Raw genomic sequence first — 21,833 nt, forward strand, 5'->3', positions numbered from 1 at the left:
CCTCACGGCGGTTTTATGTTTTTTCTTGGCTTTTTCTAGCAGGAAACGCAGTTTCCGTTCTCGCCACTAGCAAGCGACGCAGTCGCGTTCTAACAGCTGCTTTTACCTGAATGTAAACTTCCCGGCTTCGACGTCAACGCCAATCTCTGAGCCTGGAAGATATTTACCCGCAAGCAGCTCCTGCGCCAACGGGTTTTCTATCCATTGCTGAATTGCTCGTTTCAGAGGTCGCGCGCCATAGATCGGTTCAAAACCAACATCCACCAGCTTATCCATTGCAGTAGAGGTTAAGGTCAGTGTCAGTTCGCGCTCCGTCAGACGCTGACGCAGACGATTCAGCTGAATCTCAGCAATACCACGAACCTGCTCTTTGCGCAGACTGTGGAATACGACGACCTCATCAATCCGGTTGATCACCTCTGGGCGGAAGTGATTACCCACCACTTCCATTACTGCGCTCTGCATCAACTCATAATCGTCATCATCGCTGAAGTTCTGAATCAGATCTGAACCCAGGTTGGATGTCATGACCACGATGGTATTACGGAAATCGACAGTACGACCCTGGCCATCGGTCAGGCGACCATCTTCCAGCACCTGCAATAGAATATTGAACACATCCGGATGCGCTTTCTCCACCTCATCCAGCAACAATACTGAATAGGGTTTGCGGCGAACCGCTTCGGTCAGGTATCCACCTTCCTCATAACCAACATACCCCGGAGGCGCACCAATCAGTCTGGCTACAGAATGTTTCTCCATAAACTCAGACATATCGATCCGCACCATCGCATCCTCGGTATCAAAGAGAAAACCCGCCAGCGCTTTACAGAGTTCGGTCTTACCGACCCCGGTTGGGCCCAGAAACAGGAAAGACCCGTTGGGGCGATTAGGATCAGCCAGGCCTGCACGAGACCGGCGCACCGCATTGGAAACCGCCCGCACCGCTTCGTGCTGACCGATGACCTGCTTATGCAGGGCATCTTCCATACGCAACAGTTTTTCCCGTTCGCCTTCAAGCATCTTGGAGACCGGAATGCCGGTCCACTTAGAAACGACTTCAGCCACCTCCTCTTCACCCACGCGGTTACGCAGCAGTCGATTTTGCTGGGGCAGATCTTCAACATCGGCAGCAGCCTGCAGCTGCTTTTCCAACTCTGGGATAACACCGTATTGCAGCTCAGACATGCGACTCAGATCACCCGAGCGGGTTGCCTGCTCCAATTCGGTACGTGCCTGATCGAGTTTTTCTTTAATCTGCTGAGAGCCTTGCAGTACAACTTTCTCTGCTTTCCAGATCTCTTCGAGGTCGGAATACTCTTTTTCGACTGATTCGATATTGGTTTGCAGCTCCTCTAAACGCTTGATAGCCGCCTGATCTTTCTCTTTCTTCAGCGCTTCACGTTCCATTTTTAACTGAATCAGACGTCGCTCAAGACGATCCATACTCTCAGGTTTGGAATCGATCTCCATGCGGATACGACTACCCGCCTCATCAATCAGGTCGATCGCTTTATCCGGCAGCTGGCGATCGGTGATATATCGTTGTGACAGTTTGGCTGCCGCGATAATGGCCGAGTCGGTAATATCAACGCCGTGGTGAATCTCGTAACGCTCTTTCAGTCCCCGAAGAATGGCAATGGTATCCTCTTCACTCGGCTCATCGACCAACACTTTCTGGAAACGACGTTCGAGCGCGGCATCTTTCTCTACGTATTTGCGGTATTCATCCAGCGTGGTAGCACCGACACAATGAAGCTCGCCACGGGCAAGCGCCGGCTTTAACATATTACCAGCATCCATTGAGCCTTCGCCTTTACCGGCACCGACCATGGTATGCAGCTCATCGATAAACAGAATAACCTGACCTTCCTGCTTAGACAGTTCGTTAAGCACCGACTTAAGCCGCTCTTCGAACTCTCCACGGAACTTTGCCCCGGCGATCAGCGCGCCCATATCCAAGGACAACACCTTTTTGTTTTTCAGCCCTTCTGGCACTTCACCGTTAATAATGCGTTGCGCCAGACCTTCAACAATGGCGGTTTTACCCACGCCGGGCTCGCCGATCAGCACCGGATTGTTTTTCGTACGTCGCTGCAGAACCTGGATAGTTCGGCGAATCTCGTCATCACGACCAATCACAGGATCAAGCTTGCCGGATTCAGCCCGAGCGGTCAGATCGACGGTAAACTTATCCAGCGCCTGCCGACTTTCTTCTGCATTAGGATCATTCACACCATCACCGCCCCGCATCTGCGTAATTGCCTGTTCCAGTTGTTGCTTTGTCACACCGGCCTGCTTAAGAAGCTTACCCACGCCGCTTTTATCTTCCAGCATTGCCAGAATAAAAAGCTCACTGGCGATATACTGATCACCGCGCTGCTGAGCAAGCTTATCGGTCATATTAAACAGCTTGCCCATATTGGGAGAGAAACGCAGCTCACCATCACTGTTTGTCACTTGCGGTAACTCATTGAAGAGCGACTGCACCGATGAACGAAGCTGATTAACATTGGCACCGGACTGCGCCAACAGGGGTTTGACAGAGCCACCCTGCTGATCCAGCAGCGCCAGCAACAGGTGAACCGGTTCTATATAGTTATGGTCTTTGCCTACGGCAAGGGACTGCGCATCCCCCAGGGCTGATTGTAATTTACTGGTAAAACGTTCGGGTTGCATAGTCCCCTCCTGATCTGTTGAACCCTGCCGGTTTTGAGCTTTCATTAAAGCGGACGGCGGGTTGTTTGATACTTACTAGCGTGTACTTATAAGTATGGGTAGATCAGGCGAATTTCAAGGCTATATCAGTATTTGCTTATATATTTATGCGCGTTTTCTAGTGCGACTTACTCTGTCTCACTACGTACTTTATTTAACGACTTCGAGGACGGCCCGTCATTAACGCCGCAGCCAGAGCAATTGCTGCATCCGCCACCGCTGCACTTTTTATTAAAGGTGCGGTAGAGGTAACGACCAAACCAGATACTCAGCAGGATAATAACGGCAACCAGCACTACCCAATCAAACAGCGTCATATATTCACCTTTACAACTACATCCACAACGAGGCCAGATTAAACACCAGCCATGATCCTAGCCAGGCGAGTACCAGCCCCATCATGATTGACACACCCGCCCAGCGCCAACTGCCGGTTTCTCTGCGGATGGTTGCAATCGTCGCCAGGCAGGGCATATACAGCAACGTAAATACCATCAGCGCCAGACCTGAGGCCGGGGCAAGCGCACTTCCCAGCGCCGCTTGCAGTCCTGCCATATCATTCATATCAGTTTGATAGACAACCACCAGCGATGCCGCAATCACCTCTTTAGCGATAAATCCAGACAGTAACGCGACCGTTTCCTGCCAACCAAATCCCATCGGCGCAAACAGCGGCGCGACGAAGTGACCTAGTTGCTCCAGCCAGGGCGTCCCCTGCTGCGGAAAGCTTTGCAGCAGCCAGATAAGGATCGAGCCTACCAGGATAACACCACCGATTTTGCGCAGAAAATCACCCGCTTTATCCCACACATGCAGCAACATGGATCGCGGAGATGGGAAGCGCCAGGGTGGCAACTCCATGATAAACGTCTCATCATGCTGCTCAGGAATCGTTCGGGCCAGCAGAGCCGCAATCGCAAACGCCACCAGAATCCCCAGCATGTATAAACCAAACAGCACGGTACCCGCATGATCGGCAAAAAAGATCCCCGCTAACAAGACATAAACCGGCAAGCGCGCGGAGCAACTCATGAACGGGTTAATCAGAATAGTGATCAGTCTTGCACGAGGCTCTTCAATGGTCCGCGCTGACATAATCGCGGGTACGTTACAACCAAAGCCCATCACCAGGGGTACAAACGCTTTACCATGCAGCCCCACTTTGCTCATCAGATTATCAGTGAGGAAAGCAGCCCGGGCCATATAGCCACTCTGTTCCAGCAAAGCGATGAAAAAGAATAGCAGTACCACATTCGGCAGAAACACCAGCACCCCACCAACACCGGCAATCAGACCTTCCACTATCAGGTTTTTCAACAGAGACTCAGGCATAAATGTGCCCACCTGCTGACCCACCCAGCTTACACCAGCGTCTATCCAATCTGCCGGATAACTCCCCAGCGTAAAAGTCGCTTCAAACATCACCCACAGCAACATGATAAAAACCGGAAGACCCAGCCAGCGATTCAGTGCAACTGCATCAAGCCAATGATCAGCCGCTGACTGATCCCGGTGCTCACTGCTACTTTTATGCAACAATCCATGGATAAAGCCATAACGCCCCTCTGCCACCATCTCTGCCGGTGACTCATCATGACGGCTGGCAAGCAGCTCAAGCGCCTGACGTCCGGCCTGAGTCTGATCGTCACTCAGCAGCGCTACACCGTCCCCCGCCGACTCCAGCCAACGCACCGCTTGCCAGCGACTCATGCCTGCTTTCTCCAGCGAGCAGATAGCCTGCTCCATGTGCGGCTCATAGGTCATCAGTAATGGTTCACACTGTTGCCCGATATTATCCAGCAGCAGGTCCATTAACGCAGGAATATGACTATTGCTGCGACCATCACTGCCGATCACCGGCTTTGATAACCCAATACTCAGCTCAGCCAGGTCAACCGTATCGCCCTGTTTTTCAAGCTCATCCAGCATATTCAGGGCAACCACCACTGGCAAACCCTGCTCCAACAGTTGCATTGTTAGTGCGAGGTTTCGTGCCAGATTATTGGCATCGACAACATTCAGAATCAGATCCGGCGGGGTATCAATAAGGTAGTCACGGGCAACCATCTCCTCTACCCGACTATTCGCTAGCGAGTAGATACCCGGCAGATCGATAAAATGAAAAATTATACCCCGCCACTCTTTCTGGCCTTCACGGCTGGTAACCGTAATACCCGCCATATTCCCGGTGCGTTGCCGGGCACCGGTTAACTGATTGAATAATGAGGTTTTTCCACAGTTCGGATTACCGATGAGCGCAATGGTATATGAGGGCTTAGTATGCGGGATAGAATCTAACATCAGGACTGCAGCTCCACCTGAATATAGCCCGCCTCTTCAGTGCGCAGGCAGATCTGTTGTTTACCAATGAAATAAACCCGGGGATTGCCCAACAGCGAGGTTGCCGCAACCGAAACCTGCAACCCCTTTAATACACCCAGCGCCACAAGCCGCTGGCGCAGAGATTCAGGGCCTGCAATAGACATAATTTTTGCCTGCTGGCGGGTTTTCAGTTCGATCAGCGTCATCGGCACATCTCAAAAGTTAATGAGAACCATTATTATATGGTAATCAAAATCAATCAAGCTGCAACGATAAATTTTTATTGACGCAGATCAATTAATCCAGATCACACTTGCCATTCGCCCGGTCACGCCCTCGCGACGATAGGAGTAAAACAGCTCCGACTGAGAGAAGGTGCAGTACTTCCCACCCGAGATGCTCTGCACGCCTGCTCTATTGAGACGCAGCCGGGCAAGCTCAAAGATATCAGCCATCCACTTGCCGGGATTGGGTGACGGGACAAAGGCATACGCTGATGTTTCGATGACAGCACAAAACTGTGCCCGCACCTCATCACCCACTTCAAATGCCGAGGGACCAATAGCTGGCCCAAACCAGACCAGCACCTCAGCTGGATCAGGAAAGACAGAAAGAGCCTGTTCAAGCACGCCATCAACCAGACCGCGCCAGCCTGCATGGGCCACGGCGACCCGGTTTCCCTGCTTATTGGTAAAGAAAACCGGCAAACAATCGGCGGTCATAACCACGCAAGGCTGACCAGCCTCATCGCTCCAGCAGGCATCTGCTTCAAGGACCAAACCGTCATTGCGGGCCTTGACCAGTTGGGTACCATGCACCTGAGCCAGCCATTGCGGCTGTTTGTCGAATGCACACTGCTCAGACAGTGCCAGACGGTTTGCGGCGACCCGTTCAGGGGCGTCACCCACATGATCACCCAGATTTAACGAGCTATAAATCCCCTCACTGCATCCGCCCAGCCGGGTGGTAGTGAACGCACTGATATGATCAGGCGCACACCAGTCTGCAGTGATCAGTTTCACAGATCGACCTCGTGATGCTCCGCATCTCTCTTGAGGCTATTCAGCAGGCTTTGCATATCATCAGGAAGATCAACTTCCCAGGCCATCAGCTGACCGCTGACCGGATGAAAAAGCTCTAACCGCTTTGCATGCAGTGCCTGACGATTGAAACCTTTCAATTTAGCCAGCAGTTGCGGACTCACCCCTTTTGGCAGACGGAAACGACCTCCGTACATCTGATCACCGACCAGCGGGTAGTTAATATGGGACATATGCACACGGATCTGGTGGGTCCGACCGGTTTCAAGTTTCAGCCGAATTTGCGTATGGGCACGGAACCGCTTCAGCACCCGGTAATGGGTGACCGCTTCTTTACCCATACCAACCACGGCCATCTTTTGCCGGTTGCGCGAGTGTCGTCCCAATGGCTCATCTACCGTGCCACCGCCGGTCATCACACCTGCGACCACCGCTTCATATTCCCGCCCCATGGAACGGTCTTGCAGCTGGGAAACAAGTTCTGTCTGCGCCTGAATAGTTTTAGCAACCACCATCAACCCGGTCGTATCCATATCTAACCGATGCACTACACCCGCCCGCGGCACCTGCGCAATGTCAGGATAATAATGCAGCAGCCCATTGAGCAGTGTATCTTCCCAATGCCCTGCCGCCGGATGAACAACCAGACCAGCAGGCTTATTGATAATCATAATATCGTCATCTTCATAGATGATATCCAGCGACATCTCGACCGCTTTGTACTGGTCGATTATGTCCAGCTCTGCGGATATAACTAACAGCTCGCCCCCTAATAATTTATCCCGGGGACGTTTAACCTCACCGTCGACGGTCAGCTGGCCATCTTTAATCCAGCCCTGCAGTCGTGAACGGGAGTACTCGGGGAAAAGTTCGGCAACAGCCTGATCTAATCGTTTACTAATCAGATCATCGGAAACTGTTGCGCTAAGTTGAACCTTCTCAGTCATGATTTATCTAAGTCTCGGAAAAATTAAGAAAATATAGGGCTTTATCGCAAGGAAAGCGCAGAGACGCTTTGGCTTGCCATTCGGTTATGGTTAAATAGGCCGAATTAATTTTGCACAGTATACCCGAAACGAACAGTAGCCGCTGTTAACTAACGGGAAACTCTCACTAATAGCAGGATAAATGTTTATGCGCCTGGCAAAGTTGCTCGCAATTGTTTCGATCACCCTGATCGCATCTGGCTGTTCATGGTTTGGCGGTGACGACAAAGAGGCACCGGATGTTCCTGAGCAACAGCTTTATCAGGAAGCTCTGGATATGCTTGAAAGCGCCAACTACGTTGCCGCAATTGAGAAGCTACAACTTCTGGAAGCACGCTATCCGTTCGGCCGATTCTCTGAGCAGGCACAGCTGGAACTGATCTACGCCTACCACAAGAATTACGAACCGGAAGCCGCGCGGGCGACCGCTGATCGATTCATCCGCCTCAATCCTAACCATGAGAACCTCGACTACGCTCTCTACCTGAAAGGCCTGACCGCATTCGAACAGGACCGGACCTTCTTTGAGAAGTACCTGCCAATCGATGAAACCCAGCGTGACCCGGGCAGCGCACTGGAATCATTTCAGAGTTTTCAGCAACTGGTATCCCGCTTCCCTAACAGTAAATACTCGCCCGATGCGCAGAAACGGATGACCTATCTGAAAAACCGCCTTGCGACTCACGAAATGCATGTAGCGCGCTACTATGTAAAACGCGAAGCCTGGGTTGCAGCCGCAAATCGGGGCCGTTATGTGGTTGAAAGCTATCAGCAAACACCCGCTGTTCCTGACGCTCTTTCGGTGATGGTATTGGCATATAACGAATTAGGCATGACCGATCTGGCCGCTGATTCCCAAGCGGTACTGGATGCCAACTTTCCCGGCTATCAGTCAAATATACAGCTGGCGAAAAAGGAATCTCTGCTAAGTACAGCGACATTTGGCTTGCTGGGCAGCAACGATACGCCGCGTCCGGTTCAGACATCAAAACCTAATCAGACGACAGAACAGGAACGCTCATGGTTCAGTCGCCTAACCTTTGGTGTCTTCGACAGCGAAGCAGAACCTGCCAAATAACCGCACCAAATCTGATCAAGGCGCCAATGGGCGCCTTTTTTGTTTCTCCTTGCGCCCGTTCATAGTGCACAGACCGATAGTCTCAGAAAAGCACTTCACAGGCTCCGTTATTTTCCCTTAGAATGAATAGCAGACCCCGTAAAACACCATGAGAGTTAACAATGGACAGAGCTTCAATTGTTGCAGCGATGCAGGTTCAGCCGCAGATCGATACCACAACAGAGATTCAACGCCGAATAGATTTCATTAAGAGGACTCTGCTGGCCAGCGGCTGTAAACATCTGGTTCTGGGAATCAGTGGCGGCGTTGACTCAACCACCTGCGGCCGCCTGGCGCAGCTGTCCGTTGAGCAGCTCAATCAGGAAACAGACTCGGACCGTTACCGCTTTATCGCGGTACGCCTGCCCTATAACACCCAGCAGGATGAAGATGACGCACAGGCCTCGGTCGCCTTTATCTCACCCTCTGCCTGCGTCACCGCTAACGTTCAGCCAGGTGCTGATGGTGTTCACTCAGCAACACTCAGCGCGCTTGAAGCAGCCGGACTTGATGCGGGCAGCCCGGCACATATCGATTTTTCCAAAGGCAATGTCAAAGCCCGCATCCGTATGGCGATTCAGTATGAGATTGCCGGACTACTGGGTGGACTGGTTTTAGGTACCGATCATTCCGCTGAAAACATCACCGGTTTTTACACCAAATACGGCGATGGCGCCTGCGATCTCGCGCCACTGTTTGGTTTAAGTAAACGCCAGGTTCGTGCCGTCGCCGAAGCACTGGGGGCACCGGAACAACTGGTTCACAAAACACCGACTGCCGATCTTGAGTGCGACACACCACAACTGGCAGACGAGGTAGCATTAGGATTAACCTATAATCAGATTGATGACTTTCTTGAAGGTAAGCCTGTCAGCGCAGACGTGGAAGAAAAACTGATTGGTATCTATAGTCGCACACAACATAAACGGCAGCCGATTCCAACGATCTACGACTGATCTGAATTATCTAAAAGGCACTTATCTAAAGGGCACAGAAAACGCTTTACCACAGAGTGCACAGAGGTCACGGAGAAACACTACTCATTGGGTTTTCTCTGTGTTCTCAGTGTCCTCTGTGGTGAGTCTGCTTTAGCTTCTGAGGGGCCTGCAGGATATAACGATAAACCCCATTCCCGATAAAGTTCAATGAAGCCTTTTTGACAACGGCGCCCTATCGACCGGCTCACACACGCCCGAACAGCTCATAAGGTAAGGGATTGATCACCGGCTGACGCTTCAGCAGAATATCGGCCAACAAACGGGTTGACGCCGGGGCCAGCACCAAACCATTGCGAAAATGCCCGGCATTCAGATACAGATTATCATACCCTGGCACTGCGCCAATATAGGGAACCCCTTCAGGTGAGCCCGGGCGCAATCCGGCCCAATGATGTTCCAGTTCATATTTTTCAAGCTCAGGACAGATCTCCAAAGCGGTTTGATACAGCGACGCTTTTGCTTCCGCTGTGGTCTGTTTATCAAAACCAACTCGTTCCAGCGTGCTCCCCACCAGAATACGGCCATCATTACGGGGGATCAGATAGCGCCCCTGCATCAACACCACCCGATTGATCAGACCCACCGGAGCCTTGAACAGCATCATCTGCCCTTTAACCGGCTCGACCGGCAGCTCTACCTCCAGCGGCGCAAGCAGCTCACTACTCCAGGCTCCGGCGGCGATAATCACTTGATCGCCCTGTAACACGCGATCGGCTATTTGCACTCCGGTGACGGCATAGTTCTCAACCACCAGCCCCTCGACCCGCGCCTGCTCAATCAGATTGATGTTAGCGGTAATCTCCATACTACGGCGCAAGGAACGGCCTAAGCGAGGGTTACGGATACTGGCCACCTCCGGCATCCAAAGTGCTGAGCTTAAACCGGGCGCCAGGTTAGGTTCTTGCTGATAGATAAAATCAGCTCCGACCTGCTCCATCGGCTTCTGATAGCGCCGCCCCCAGGCAAGCGCCTCATCTTCATCATCTACCCCGACCATAAACATCCCTTTCTGGCGCAACTCAGGGTCCAGACCGGTCTCATCCAGCAACTGCTGCGCCAGATGGATATAACTGGTCTGCGACCAGGTCGCCAGTGCGGTCACCGGATCGGAATAACGCCAGGGATAGAGAGGTGAAACAATACCACCACCCGCCCAGGATGCTTCCTGCGCGCAGTTATTCATATCCACCAGCGTGACCTCAGCACCCGACTGCGCCAGCTCTCTGGCGGTCAGCATACCGATCACACCTGCTCCAATTATCAGGTAGTCAGACATAGTTGAGCCTTATGGTTGGTACAAGGAGGGTTGAGTATATAAAAAAACGCGCCGGGGGCGCGTTTTTTTATACTGAAATATGATCTGCTGCAAAAAATCATTTACCAGCAGTCATCTGCGGCATCCTGATCAGTTTTTTGTCCCGTATGAGTAAGCGTCATGTTGCCACATCGATCACCCACCATACCATTTATTGGAGCAGCCTGGAGCGTATAGGAGGTTGCCGTTGAAGCTGGCACAGACAATAAATAAAACTTATCCGCACCATCTTTCGGCGATAAGGTGTATGGCAATACAGCCCCGGTATAAGACCCATTTTCCGTATAATGCCTTTCCAGAGACTGAGCTAAAGAGAGCAAACTCCCCTGAGCATCAACCCGCCGACTCTGTGCTACCTGCTCACGATAACTGGGATAAGCAATCGCCGAAATAATGCCAACAATCGCTACTACGATCATCAGCTCAATTAAGGTAAAGCCCCGCTGATGCTTCATCTGACTCATCTGATCTCTCTCCAACTACGACGTCCAGCACTGGAAGATCCATTAAACTCAGGACAGACAATATTGCCATTTTCACTATTCGTAAAGCATGCGTAAGTTTTACTATCTCCAGCCTGTCCGCCACCCTGCCCATCATCAACTGATGTCACGAGCGAATCTGAACCAAAGTTAGTAAAACCATTGCTGCCTCCATCCATCATTATACCGGTGCCTGATGTTAATACTGATGTGGCATTCCCATCAGCATCAGTTGTTGGCACCTCTGCCATATCATCCGCTGTAAACTCACCATCACCATTATAATCAAATGTCGTATTGCTCAACGCAGATCCAGATTCATAATCAAGCGCCATAATCCAGCTACTACCACCGGCTGCACAGGGGTCAGATGACGGTATTTTCGTTGTCACCAGCACCTGGCCAATTCGCAATACAGGCTCTGTATTTATAAGCTCGCCTATTGGCCCAGGCCCTCCATATGTGGTTGCCCAAGCGAGATCGAGATACCAGCCCTTGTCTGATAGCTGCGGGGAATTGTTACTCGTTACCCGCACACCATTACTACCAATAGTTCCTTCATACTTAATCTCTTGTTGCAACAACTGAGCGCGACTAGTAATTACGACACCAATATCCTGCACACCATAAAAAGACTGCACCTGAGGAGATAACCCAATCTCATTATCTCCACTCAGATAATAACTTCCAGTCCCAAACAGCACCATCAGTCGACCTTTACTGTCATAAGCCGCATTTAATGGTCCGGTTATTGGCTGGCGAACTCCTGCTGCATCTTTAGCCACGAAGAACGGCACTGGCGTCGTTCCACTTAACAGGTTAGCAGGAGGCGTCCAGTTAACAGGCAAGGCACTATTGATATCAAAACGCCAAACATTACCCAGCGTATCTCCAATAATGATCCGATCAGCTATCTTATCCAGATTAAGATCGATAACCGCAGGCTCTCCCAATCCTCCTGTGGTTGGGACAACAATATCCTTAATAATTGACCCATCTGCGACATTCAATATCCAGATATGTCCCTGAGCAGCACCATGGGAAAAACCACTAGAGACCACAACACCAAACTTACCATTCGCCAGAGGCGTTATCACCGGTTGCTGAATCAATACGCCCATATCTTTATGCTTAAACTCCCAGAGAACCTTAGCTGCAGTCATATTCTCAGGGTCACTGATATCCAGTAGTGAAACCCCGGCACCTCCGGCGCCTGGCGTTACCGCCACAACGGTTTTCCAGCCGGAGGTTACACCTGTAGGGACATCTGTCGGAGCAAACCATGCATCAGTGACTCTGGGGACACCATCAACGTAGTAACGGTGGCTATATTCAGGGTATACCAGCTCATAAAGGTTGTTGAATACCCCTGAAGGCACATAAGCAAACAACTCTTTGCCGCCATCACTGCCTAAGCTTGCATCAAATGCGTGCAACATCCCATCATTTGCTCCCACCAGAAGAATCGGGGGCTTATTAACATAAGTATTTGAGTTTCGATAGGTAACATACGCTGCTTTTGTAAGCGCTGAAAACGGTAAGCCGAGCCGACTAAATCCATAGTTTTTCTGTGCTACATATTGCGGAGAAGAGTTTACAATATCCCCCAGACGGCTACCTCTTCGTCGAAATGACTTTGATGTATTGGTTAATGTTTGTTCTTCAGCACGACTGCCACGCAAATAATCCAGACGTAGCTGAGCAACGGCCTCCGTGACGGGCGCACCGCTTGCCGGAGTCGAACGCAGCATCAGTTTCTGCTCAGCAGACAGCTCTGCCCATTGAAAATCATCTCCACTGAGGTTTAGTGTGATGCCGGTTACAGTATCTTCAGCGGCATAGGTACTGGTAAATATTTTGCGGCTGGCTATATCAGATTCTGACAATGCATCCATTACTGCAGCCGCACTCCAGGTATCAGTTGATGCCAACACCCCCCCAGAACTTATCTCTCGCGCCAGCAGATCACCAGACCAAAGAGTAGAATCCATCAGAGCATTGTATAGTGCTGAATCGGTTCCCAGACGTGCGCTATTAGCCGTTAGCGCTGCCGCAGAGCCTTTAACAGACGCAGAAATTGAGGCAAACGCATCGGTTAGGCCATCAACCATCTTGCGGGCATCACCTGCGGTATAAAAATTATCGGTTCGCGGGTAATCACTACCTGACTCATCAGGATTTAACATATCGGTATTGGTATACCACCACCACTCAGGCAACGGGTCTGAGCGTAGGTAAGGGTCACCCAAACTTTGATCATCGCACTCCGTACCTGTCGGTGTGTAGCTTGCTAATGAACAACTCGGGTGTTTACGAACGACAAAACCACCATATTTAGCGGTTAGCCAAAACTGGTTATTTCTTAAATTACGCAGATATTGGTTTTCAAGCACATCAACCCAATAGGTTTGCACAGTTTGCGTGCCGGCAAAGTCAACTGGGCGGATGTCTACAGTATTCGCATCGTATGCCAGGCCCGCCATAAAAGCAGAGTTGTTCCGTCCAGAATAGCTGCTGGCCCCGGTATCAATAGAAATACCTTCCAGTGCTGCAATCTTATCTGTGGCTGTCCTCACATTCACCGAAAGATCAGTCGATACCTCGGTAGGCTTGGTAGGCTCATCCGTTCCACTGGTATTACCTGGCAGATTTTTATCCCGGTGCGTATTTACATCACCAATACCCAATACAACATTTTTTTGACAAGCGTATTGAATAGGGTCATCCCAGGTTCTGATAACAGGAAAGCCATCAACCCACTGCTCTTTTGTACTGGTTGACGGTGAAGAGTTATGGCTAGGAGACCTTGTATAATACTCGTCGATACTGCCCTGGTGTTTATAGTAACGAAGCGCGGTGTAATACAACTCACTAACAGGATCAATACTTTTCAAGTCATTGTTATTTAACTGCCCAAACTTATTCAAATAATTCAGAACACCGCTGTGTGAAATACTTGTGCCGTAATAGGAGTTAGTATCAGTTCTATCGGTTGGGTCTGGATTCTGAATTATTATTCCGGTTGCCGGATCCCACTCCATATTAGAATTTGCAACTTCGCCTAAGGCCGGATCGAGCTTAACCGGACCGACAAACTTCTGTCTTGCGCGCAATACGCCTCCATCCCGCAACATATTGGAATCATTCAAATAACCAAACATACTGTAGCGAATCTGTTCAGAATACCGCTGAATCAAGCCTTCAGGTTTCCAGTTGCTACCATATTGCTTACAGTTCGCTTCAACTCCAACACTGGGGTCACAGACTTTTACACGAACCGAAGTGCCAAAAGTATTGGTTGAGATCGGATCATAGGCAATAGTTCCGCCTCCTGAGTATGAAGCCACACGTAACTTATCTACGTAATACTCATGACCGCCGTGGACATATAACCGGCTAAAGGTGTTGTAGCTGGTATCGGTATTACTGGTTACTGTAGCGAGTTGAGCCCCCGAACTATTGTAGACAGTTAGCTTAAATTGATCGCCAGTAGAACTCTCGAAAACAAACCGATACCATTGATCGCTAGGGCGGGTCCAGGAAACACTGCTGCTAATACCACTGGCAGAACCACCATTTCTCTTTTCAATCTTTATACTACCTGCACTGATAGTAAAACCGTAACCATTGGCACTGTTATCAGACAACGCCAGACGGTCAGCCTGACCGTTCTGAGTACCCACGGTTGGTCTATAGATCCAGCCTTCAAACACAAAACTATCGTAATTCCCAGATGCGGAGAGGTTTTTATAACCACCATGAGGGTCATTGTTATCGATTTTTTTAAGTGAATATCCACCTGATTCAACCGATTCTGTTGAGCTACGAACGACATTCCCATCGGAATACTTACTCCAGCCAGAACTGAAATCGGTGTCGCTCAACAGCTCGGCAAATGAGGCTGCTCCAGTTGTATTGGTAAAACCATGTCCGGAAGGCAAAGTGAACTGCATCTTATTGCCCAACCCACCTATTTTTGTCGAAAAGGTGGATGTCGAAAAAGGAGTGGCGTTGTTAACGACAGAGGTACCACTAATACTACGTACATCAAAATAGTTATTCTGTCCTGTATGCCTTGCTTTTTCCAGCCAGGTCTCAGTCGTTGTGTCTACAACCCGATAACCACCGGTTAGTGCCCAGCGAAACGGATCGATTGTCTGCGTAGTCGCCCAGTTTAAAAAATTGCCGCTCCAGACATCACCCGGACATTTAAAATTGGTATTAGTGCTAACAGGATAAAAATGTCGATCTGTTTCTGTAGCATCATATTGAAAGCGATAACATTTTTTTGGATCGAAATATCCGATACTTTCACTGTCTTCATCATAGCTACCGATATTCGCGGCGCTTAAAACGGTCGGCCACTCAACCGAAGGCACCAAAGCAAGGTTACCCGGAACATTACCCTGTCCAAGAAACAGAGGCACCTGAGCGACAGTGGAAGCAAGGCTATTAGAAGAAGTCAGCCCGAAAACAGCAAAGAAAAAAGTCGGCCAATATGAGTTCGCAAATCCACTTTTGTTGCCAGAAAGCAGTGTAATTGATTGTAGTTTCATTGAACGTTTCATTGAAAAACCCCTCGTAGACCAGAAGATAATCTACTGTTCCACAACATATATTGATTCAAGCAGGACATTCGACTTGCCTGAAAAGCCCTCTGACGAAGATTGCACTTTTATAACTGCGCCTGCTGGATCTTCCCCCGCTTTCAAACTGACATAGATATCTGCCATCAGCTCAGCATTCCACTCAGGTGCCTCACTCGAAGAAAATGACGAAGTATATGAGCCAGTACTTGAGTTATCTGCATCTAAAGCACCACTGTAATAATCACTTCGGGCCTGCGCTTCTCCCTCTCTCAACCCAGCCTCGGCAGCATTAAAGGCCGAGTTTCGATCACGCAGGTTGCCAGACATCTTCTCCTGCATGGTGGTGCCCTGCATTGAGCTAACACCTATAAAGGATAAAACCAGCAGAAAGATCAGTGCGATAATCAGCACTGCGCCTTGCTCTTTGTTTAATGTATGTCTACTCGTCATCATCGCAGCCGGTTCCTAAGCGCTACCGTTGTGGAAAAGTCCTGACTTATATTTCCGTCTTCAACTGTCAGTGTCACCCTGACAGCATCAACATCATCCCAGCTACCACCATTAGCATCAGCGCTATAACCTAAAGCTGGGCCTGCACCAGACACAATCCCATAAAGAACGGACATATTTGTGACGCCCTCTATCAACTCCTGATCACTTGCAACTCCATAATCAAAGCTCATACTTCTCAAAGCATTAGCCGTCGTTGTCCCTGATCCAATGTAATAGAGTGTGCTGGATAACTTTGAAATTTCGACAATATTACCAGAGCTCACTGAATAATCATGGCTCAGTTCCTGAGCTGCGACGGATTTATTGCCAATCGTCACGCCCCCAGCAGCACGCTCGACAGTGGAAGTATTCAGAGCCGCAGTATTTTGGAAAAGATCACAACCTGCCGCATCAGATAAAAGTATAATGGCTCCGGGAACAACACCTCCAGTGATATTGAATATTGTATCAGTTTTGGCAATATCTACCGATACAACTGCATCTGAAGACTCTGCAGCATGCTTTACCAACACCAGATCAGTACCAGCTTTATAACCATTCAGAGTGCCATCAAAAAAGGTTCCGGCGTCATCTGTCCAGCCTTTGATCGGGTCATCAAGATCATAGGCATCTGCTTCATAATCACTATCAGCTGTATTTATCACATCGACTACTGAGTTCCAACAAAGACCTTTATTCCCGGTATTACGCAGATCTTCCGCTAAAATCTCTAGCGCAAAGCGGCCATTTTCCTGAACCCGTGAGAGCGATTCATTGCTACTAAAGCTTGCGGAGCTGCCGATAAAAACAGCCATCACTCCACCGATAATAAACAAACCCAATACCAGAGCGATCATCAGCTCGATTAAGCTAAAGCCCGTTTGATGCTTATTCTGTAACTGAGCCGACATCGTTTAAAACTCCATAAAATAGCTAAAGCTGGTCAATGTTGCATCATTGACATCATTCTCAGCCCTGATACGGGCGCGATTATCGTTCCAGGTAATTGTAATAGTCGCTTCTCTGTTAGGTTTATCCCAGGTCACAGTCCCAGCTGAACCCGCACCCAATGCAGCAGTCACTTTATTATCCCAATCAGCTCGGTCGCCCCCCTTACCATCATCATAATCGTCATTCAATGCTGAATCAGGGGCTGCCCGGATTCTGTCCGCTAGATCATAGGCCAGAAAGGTTGCCTGAGACCGATAATAAGAACCCTGATTACTCTTAAGCGCCATCGTCTGGAGCGCCGCGACTGAAAGAAGTCCAACTGAGATGATGACAACAGCAATCAAAACCTCTATCAGGGATGAACCACGCTCATGCACGCGCTTTTTTCTATTATGGCCAGATATCATCAGCATCCACCCTCTACTACCGCAGCACGCCCACTTCCATTAACTCTCAAACAGCGACTTTCAGTATTATTCTGGATCTGAAGATCTCCGTTGGTCGGGGCTCTGCCGGAACCATTAAAAACAAAGCCATTCGCGGCACCAGAGACAGTAATATCAACAGCCTCCCAAACCCGGATAACCTCGACGTCCGTATTTGTCTCTAAATCAGCACCTGTCAGCGCTACCACTACCCAACCACTGCTCCAATCTGCACCAAAGCTACAAGCCGAAAAGGCACCGTTAGCCCGACAAACAGCAACATCTTCATTCCTGCGATCAAGGGCTTCTGACCGGGCTAACTGAGTCGCGGAATTCAAACTGTGAGTCACTGATCGTAGATTGGTTGATTCAATAATCGAATTAAAGCTGGGAATACCGATACTCAACAGGATACCCAGCACAACAAGTGCCACCATCAGTTCAATCAGCGTAAATCCGCGCTGTTTAACATTACGCAACAAGATCACCCCACCCATTCATCTTTGAATATTGAATAGAATTATAGAAGCAAATCCATTTGCGCTCTGTATTGACTATATTTTAGCCACTCCTGCAACTATCCATACGCAGGAACTACCCAAAACAGTGACTTTAAGTCAAACAATTGTAAGAAAGAGATAAGATTAAACCAAATCTAACGGATCTGTAACTGATTTGGGTCTTATATTTACGTTGAACCAGGCATCAGCCTAACTTGATGCGCCCGGCTGAGGATATTGTCAGGTTTTTTATGTCTTCGCTACCTGAGACAGTAATTTTAAACGTATCGGTATCGAAAGTAGTGCCCGCTGAACTAATCGTAATCTGGGTACGACTTTTAGTGGTGATGGTGACGCCATCGGAGAATCCGACCTGCTTCAGTCGCAGATCCTTAGTTTTATCGAAGAGGCTGTCGCCGTCCTGGTCGATATAGAGCAAGACTCCGCCGCCCCAGACATTGCCGCATTGATTAGTGGCGCTGTCCAAAGGGCAGAGTGTAACTGACTGATGACGGGTAACCGCCTCATAACGGGCCTGATTGTAACTATCTTTGAGCAACTGCACGGCCGAATCCATCTTCTGAGCATGAACAAACCCAATCAACGAGGGCACACCTATAGTGAGAAGAATAACCAGGATGCTAAGCGCCACCATCAGTTCTATCAGGGTAAATCCTTGTTCGGCTCTATTGATCATCGATGACATCCCTTTTCACTCATTACCAACAGCCAACAGCCGGGGTCTTGGTACCCGCCTGATCGATACCCAGCGCACCACACTCATCATTCGCCTGACCACCAATGGGTGTAGCTGTTAAGCTAAAGCCATTCGCATCAGGGCCACCGCTGAACTGATATCGAGGGGTCATACCTCCCTCATTCGCGCATGAAACCGCCATCAGCTGGTCATCATTCCCATCCCCATCTGCATCAACTAAGTTATAGGCCAGATCAGCAGCGTAGCGCCGCTCCATCTGCTGGGTCATATCCAGCAAACAGAGCCTTGCCGACTCGCGCCAGCTTCGCTGAATGTGTTGCATATATGAAGGGTATGCGATGGCTGCCAGCAAGCCGACGATTGCCACTGCTATCATCAGTTCAATCAGCGTAAAGCCTCTTTGCTTTCTGGTTGACGCAGTGTTCATCAGTTACGCTCCAGATAGCGCCAGCTGGTGCGCCCGCTTACATTTGGATCCTTCTGACCTTTATCTGGCGGGTTAGCATTACCACCTGAGTCCGACAAATCATCAGCATTGACCCGGAAGTTATAACTATCTCCGACAATCGTGGTTGTACCGGCCCCATTACCGACTTTCTCTCCCGAAACCGCTACCTTATTACCCTTGTCATCAGTAACTTTGTCTTTATCGTCAAACACACCATCTCTGTTGTTATCAATAGTGACATAGCTGAGGCGGCTGCCTGAGTATTTATCCAGCATAATTTCGTAGCCCTCTCCCCCAGCAGCACAGGGATCGGAGGTATAAACCTTGGTGGCAAAGACCACCTTCTGACTGGTAAGCCGAGGCTCAGAAAGAACCCTTTCACCGGAAACGACCCAACCGCCATTCCCACCCGGAACCTGAAGATCCATAAACCAGCCCTTCTGACTAGTACTGGTCTGACTATTGGTTGTCAGACGAATGTCCCGGGTAACACCGTCAAAGTTAGCAGAGCCCTGATAATAGATACTCTGCTCTAATAAGGCTGAGCGCCCTGCGGTAATTTGAGAACCTGTATCAATAACGCCATAGAGCGTCTGTAATCGACTGTCCGTTTTATCAGACAACTCAAAATCTTTACCGGTACCAAAAAACAGCATATTGTGCTTTTGCTTGTCCTCTGACACAGCGATGCTGGCTGTAATCGGCTGAATATCGTCAGCACTACAGGGTTTATTCATCGTTGAACTTCGGCAAGCTTGAAAAAGCTTATAGTCCAGCTTCCACTTAGTGGAGTCTGGATCTCTCAGGTCAAACTTCCACACATTGCCGTAAAGATCGCCCCCGTAGATAACATTGACGGTTTCGCCATCATCACTGACTGGTGCTAGTGTGGACATGCCATTCGGCCGTTTTAACCCCACAGGCGCTTCATCAAGGCCGGTTTCAGTGGACAACTTAATAACGTTCTGGCCGGTTTCCAGATCAACGATATAGATGACCGCATCTCCGGTTGTACTTGCATGCCCATCCGCTGCAGTACTGTTATAGCCGTTACCAAACACCACATACCACTTACCATCCTGCAGCTTCACTATCGCAGGTTGTGCATAGCTATAGCCCATATCAGCATCATCCCGGTCAGTGAACTCCCAGGCAAATACCTTATCAGCGTTGGCTTCCGTAAAATCATCGGGGTCCGTCACGTCCAGAACATAGACACCCTGACCGCCGCCATTAAGCCCACCCGCCAGCATCGTCCGCCACTTACCGCCGACAATGGCATCATTGACCATCGGCGTACCATCAACATAGTACTGATGCGCATACTCTCCCACCGCCAATAACTTGAGCTTTGGTAGCAAAACCGACGGAATATAAGCCAAAAGTTCCTTACCATCTGCCGCACTGAAACCATGGAGCATGCCGTCATTAGCGCCAACGTAAATCACCGGCTTTCGCAATTGAGTTTTGTTTTTAAAGGTCCGGTAGGATTTCGAACCTCCGAATCCTGCTGAGGCACCAACATAGATAGGATTTGAGTGAACAATATCGCCGAGTCGCTTTGAACGTGAGCGCAGCCCGACTTTTTCTTCACCGCGAATAAATTCAATGTAGTTATTGACACTGGAACTACTGAGCAACAATTTTTCCGCTGCGTTCAGGTTGGCCGAACGAAAAGGAATGCCCAGAGAGCCCCTGTTGGTAATCACAATGCGGGAATTCTGAGTAGGTATAGAGGAAGAGGCTTCCCAGGAGGGCGTTGCAGCAAAGCTAAGATCGCCGGACGTGGGATCGATTACCGCATTGTAACCACTCAACTCTCCAGTCCAGCCTACCGTATTATAACTTGCCTGGTAGAGTTTCAACCCGGTATTCACATACCCACTATTGGCACTCAAGCGGGTTTCCGTAAAGGTTTTTTTACTGATATCAGCAAAGATACTCGTCAGCGACGCTAACAACTCACTTTCATTACCCGCTTGAAAATACTGCCCATGCCCATTGGAGGCCGCATCCTTCAGCATCGGCAGATTAATATCGAAACCGATCGTATAGGTATGCATATTTTGCACACCTATCTCACCACTCATATCGGTGTCCCAGGCAAATTTAGCCAGATCATCCAGATAGTTGTTACCATTATCCTGATCATTTTTATCCCAGTTCGGCAGATTATTCCCCGCATCAGGATCCTTGAGATTATTGAAGTCGCCATCCTTAGTCGGCTCGCCATCAGTAATGACAATCGTAAAGTTCTTCTGGCATTGACTGGTAATCGGTGAGGCGTATGCACTGGACTTATGCGCAAAATGCCCTTTCATCCCTCTGAAATAGCGAGTAACTTCATAATACGCCTCAGACATCGGCGTCCAGTTTTCCGCCCTGTACCCATCAAGTGTTGATAGTAGATCTGCCTGACTGCTGCCACAAACACGGTCGATTTTACCCCCCTGCTCTGTGTTAAAGCTCGCCAGCCCCAACCGCATACCCGAGCCAGACTCAATAACCGTCCTGGCAGCCGTTTTCGCCTGATCGATCTTTTTCTTACCACCAGACTGACCAGCAGGACGATCCTTCATACTTCCCGAATTATCCATCAGAATCATCACATTCGGTTCAGCAACCTCGGTTGTGCCGATGGGTACGGAGCTCAGACTATAATCAGCGCCATTTACCTGAGCAGCAGATACAGCCGCCAGCGTCACGAAGAATAACATCCCTGTTCTATTCAT

The 21,833-nt window shown here is 49.5% G+C and carries 18 protein-coding genes; 2 read left to right on the top strand and 16 right to left on the bottom strand.

Translation table 11 applies throughout. From position 1 onward, the window contains the following. Positions 1-102: 102 nt before the first annotated feature. The 6 genes from clpB to rluD all read right to left on the bottom strand — a co-directional run bounded on the left by clpB (position 103) and on the right by rluD (position 7,027). The gene (gene clpB, locus Q0499_RS07115) at positions 103-2,679 is read right to left on the bottom strand and encodes an ATP-dependent chaperone ClpB (RefSeq protein ID WP_299197701.1); all 2,577 of its coding nucleotides are present in this window, start codon (positions 2,677-2,679) and stop codon (positions 103-105) included. 167 nt (positions 2,680-2,846) lie between these two features. Next, on the bottom strand, positions 2,847-3,035 hold the full coding sequence (locus Q0499_RS07120; RefSeq protein ID WP_299197703.1) for a FeoB-associated Cys-rich membrane protein: 189 nt from the start codon (positions 3,033-3,035) through the stop codon (positions 2,847-2,849). Between the two features lie 16 nt (positions 3,036-3,051). Continuing rightward, positions 3,052-5,019 carry a ferrous iron transport protein B gene (gene feoB, locus Q0499_RS07125; RefSeq protein ID WP_299197705.1) on the bottom strand — a complete coding sequence of 656 codons (1,968 nt, stop codon included), beginning with the start codon at positions 5,017-5,019 and terminating at the stop codon, positions 3,052-3,054. Next, a complete protein-coding gene (locus tag Q0499_RS07130; RefSeq protein WP_299197707.1) occupies positions 5,019-5,246 on the bottom strand; it encodes a FeoA family protein in 228 nt (75 codons plus the stop codon). Before Q0499_RS07130 ends, feoB begins: the two co-directional genes overlap by 1 nt. Positions 5,247-5,333: 87 nt before the next feature. Then, complete coding sequence (gene pgeF / locus Q0499_RS07135) at positions 5,334-6,062, bottom strand: peptidoglycan editing factor PgeF (protein ID WP_299197709.1); 729 nt, start codon at positions 6,060-6,062, stop codon at positions 5,334-5,336. Then, positions 6,059-7,027, bottom strand: coding sequence for a 23S rRNA pseudouridine(1911/1915/1917) synthase RluD (gene rluD / locus Q0499_RS07140; RefSeq protein ID WP_299197711.1), 969 nt, complete (start codon positions 7,025-7,027; stop codon positions 6,059-6,061). Before rluD ends, pgeF begins: the two co-directional genes overlap by 4 nt. Positions 7,028-7,214: 187 nt before the next feature. Here rluD and Q0499_RS07145 point away from each other — a divergent pair, with 187 nt between their 5' ends. Both Q0499_RS07145 and nadE read left to right on the top strand, forming a co-directional pair. Further along, positions 7,215-8,144 (top strand): outer membrane protein assembly factor BamD, encoded by a 930-nt coding sequence (locus tag Q0499_RS07145; protein WP_299197714.1) that lies wholly within the window; start codon positions 7,215-7,217, stop codon positions 8,142-8,144. Positions 8,145-8,305: 161 nt separating this feature from the next. Further along, positions 8,306-9,139, top strand: a complete 834-nt coding sequence (gene nadE, locus Q0499_RS07150) for an ammonia-dependent NAD(+) synthetase (RefSeq protein ID WP_299197716.1) — start codon at positions 8,306-8,308, stop codon at positions 9,137-9,139. A gap of 226 nt (positions 9,140-9,365) precedes the next feature. On the opposite strand, the gene thiO is transcribed toward nadE, so the two are convergent. The 10 genes from thiO to Q0499_RS07200 all read right to left on the bottom strand — a co-directional run bounded on the left by thiO (position 9,366) and on the right by Q0499_RS07200 (position 21,833). Further along, positions 9,366-10,457 carry a glycine oxidase ThiO gene (thiO, locus tag Q0499_RS07155; RefSeq protein WP_299197718.1) on the bottom strand — a complete coding sequence of 364 codons (1,092 nt, stop codon included), beginning with the start codon at positions 10,455-10,457 and terminating at the stop codon, positions 9,366-9,368. A gap of 101 nt (positions 10,458-10,558) precedes the next feature. Next, positions 10,559-10,960: a type IV pilin protein gene (locus Q0499_RS07160; RefSeq protein ID WP_299197720.1), complete on the bottom strand. Its 402-nt coding sequence runs from the start codon at positions 10,958-10,960 to the stop codon at positions 10,559-10,561. Then, positions 10,957-15,546 carry a PilC/PilY family type IV pilus protein gene (locus tag Q0499_RS07165; protein ID WP_299197722.1) on the bottom strand — a complete coding sequence of 1,530 codons (4,590 nt, stop codon included), beginning with the start codon at positions 15,544-15,546 and terminating at the stop codon, positions 10,957-10,959. The genes Q0499_RS07160 and Q0499_RS07165 overlap by 4 nt, the downstream gene beginning before the upstream one ends. 30 nt (positions 15,547-15,576) lie before the next feature. Next, positions 15,577-16,020, bottom strand: coding sequence for a PilX N-terminal domain-containing pilus assembly protein (locus Q0499_RS07170; RefSeq protein WP_299197725.1), 444 nt, complete (start codon positions 16,018-16,020; stop codon positions 15,577-15,579). Further along, on the bottom strand, positions 16,017-16,970 hold the full coding sequence (locus Q0499_RS07175) for a PilW family protein (protein WP_299197727.1): 954 nt from the start codon (positions 16,968-16,970) through the stop codon (positions 16,017-16,019). The genes Q0499_RS07170 and Q0499_RS07175 overlap by 4 nt, the downstream gene beginning before the upstream one ends. Positions 16,971-16,973: 3 nt before the next feature. Next, complete coding sequence (pilV, locus tag Q0499_RS07180; protein WP_299197729.1) at positions 16,974-17,423, bottom strand: type IV pilus modification protein PilV; 450 nt, start codon at positions 17,421-17,423, stop codon at positions 16,974-16,976. Further along, positions 17,417-17,914: a GspH/FimT family pseudopilin gene (locus Q0499_RS07185; protein WP_299197731.1), complete on the bottom strand. Its 498-nt coding sequence runs from the start codon at positions 17,912-17,914 to the stop codon at positions 17,417-17,419. Before Q0499_RS07185 ends, pilV begins: the two co-directional genes overlap by 7 nt. A 226-nt stretch (positions 17,915-18,140) precedes the next feature. Further along, complete coding sequence (locus Q0499_RS07190) at positions 18,141-18,632, bottom strand: GspH/FimT family pseudopilin (RefSeq protein WP_299197733.1); 492 nt, start codon at positions 18,630-18,632, stop codon at positions 18,141-18,143. 22 nt (positions 18,633-18,654) lie between these two features. Further along, positions 18,655-19,080, bottom strand: a complete 426-nt coding sequence (locus tag Q0499_RS07195; protein ID WP_299197735.1) for a type IV pilin protein — start codon at positions 19,078-19,080, stop codon at positions 18,655-18,657. Continuing rightward, a complete protein-coding gene (locus tag Q0499_RS07200) occupies positions 19,080-21,833 on the bottom strand; it encodes a PilC/PilY family type IV pilus protein (protein ID WP_299197737.1) in 2,754 nt (917 codons plus the stop codon). The genes Q0499_RS07195 and Q0499_RS07200 overlap by 1 nt, the downstream gene beginning before the upstream one ends.

Origin of the sequence: uncultured Amphritea sp., assembly GCF_937127095.1 — a bacterium.
Lineage (GTDB): Bacteria > Pseudomonadota > Gammaproteobacteria > Pseudomonadales > Balneatricaceae > Amphritea.

Coding starts and splice junctions, on each gene's coding strand:
- clpB (WP_299197701.1), bottom strand. CDS start 2,679: ATGCAACCCGAACGTTTTACCAGTAAATTACAATCAGCCCTGGGGGAT.
- Q0499_RS07120 (WP_299197703.1), bottom strand. CDS start 3,035: ATGACGCTGTTTGATTGGGTAGTGCTGGTTGCCGTTATTATCCTGCTG.
- feoB (WP_299197705.1), bottom strand. CDS start 5,019: ATGTTAGATTCTATCCCGCATACTAAGCCCTCATATACCATTGCGCTC.
- Q0499_RS07130 (WP_299197707.1), bottom strand. CDS start 5,246: ATGACGCTGATCGAACTGAAAACCCGCCAGCAGGCAAAAATTATGTCT.
- rluD (WP_299197711.1), bottom strand. CDS start 7,027: ATGACTGAGAAGGTTCAACTTAGCGCAACAGTTTCCGATGATCTGATT.
- Q0499_RS07145 (WP_299197714.1), top strand. CDS start 7,215: ATGCGCCTGGCAAAGTTGCTCGCAATTGTTTCGATCACCCTGATCGCA.
- nadE (WP_299197716.1), top strand. CDS start 8,306: ATGGACAGAGCTTCAATTGTTGCAGCGATGCAGGTTCAGCCGCAGATC.
- thiO (WP_299197718.1), bottom strand. CDS start 10,457: ATGTCTGACTACCTGATAATTGGAGCAGGTGTGATCGGTATGCTGACC.
- Q0499_RS07160 (WP_299197720.1), bottom strand. CDS start 10,960: ATGAGTCAGATGAAGCATCAGCGGGGCTTTACCTTAATTGAGCTGATG.
- Q0499_RS07165 (WP_299197722.1), bottom strand. CDS start 15,546: ATGAAACGTTCAATGAAACTACAATCAATTACACTGCTTTCTGGCAAC.
- Q0499_RS07170 (WP_299197725.1), bottom strand. CDS start 16,020: ATGATGACGAGTAGACATACATTAAACAAAGAGCAAGGCGCAGTGCTG.
- Q0499_RS07175 (WP_299197727.1), bottom strand. CDS start 16,970: ATGTCGGCTCAGTTACAGAATAAGCATCAAACGGGCTTTAGCTTAATC.
- pilV (WP_299197729.1), bottom strand. CDS start 17,423: ATGCTGATGATATCTGGCCATAATAGAAAAAAGCGCGTGCATGAGCGT.
- Q0499_RS07190 (WP_299197733.1), bottom strand. CDS start 18,632: ATGATCAATAGAGCCGAACAAGGATTTACCCTGATAGAACTGATGGTG.
- Q0499_RS07195 (WP_299197735.1), bottom strand. CDS start 19,080: ATGAACACTGCGTCAACCAGAAAGCAAAGAGGCTTTACGCTGATTGAA.
- Q0499_RS07200 (WP_299197737.1), bottom strand. CDS start 21,833: ATGAATAGAACAGGGATGTTATTCTTCGTGACGCTGGCGGCTGTATCT.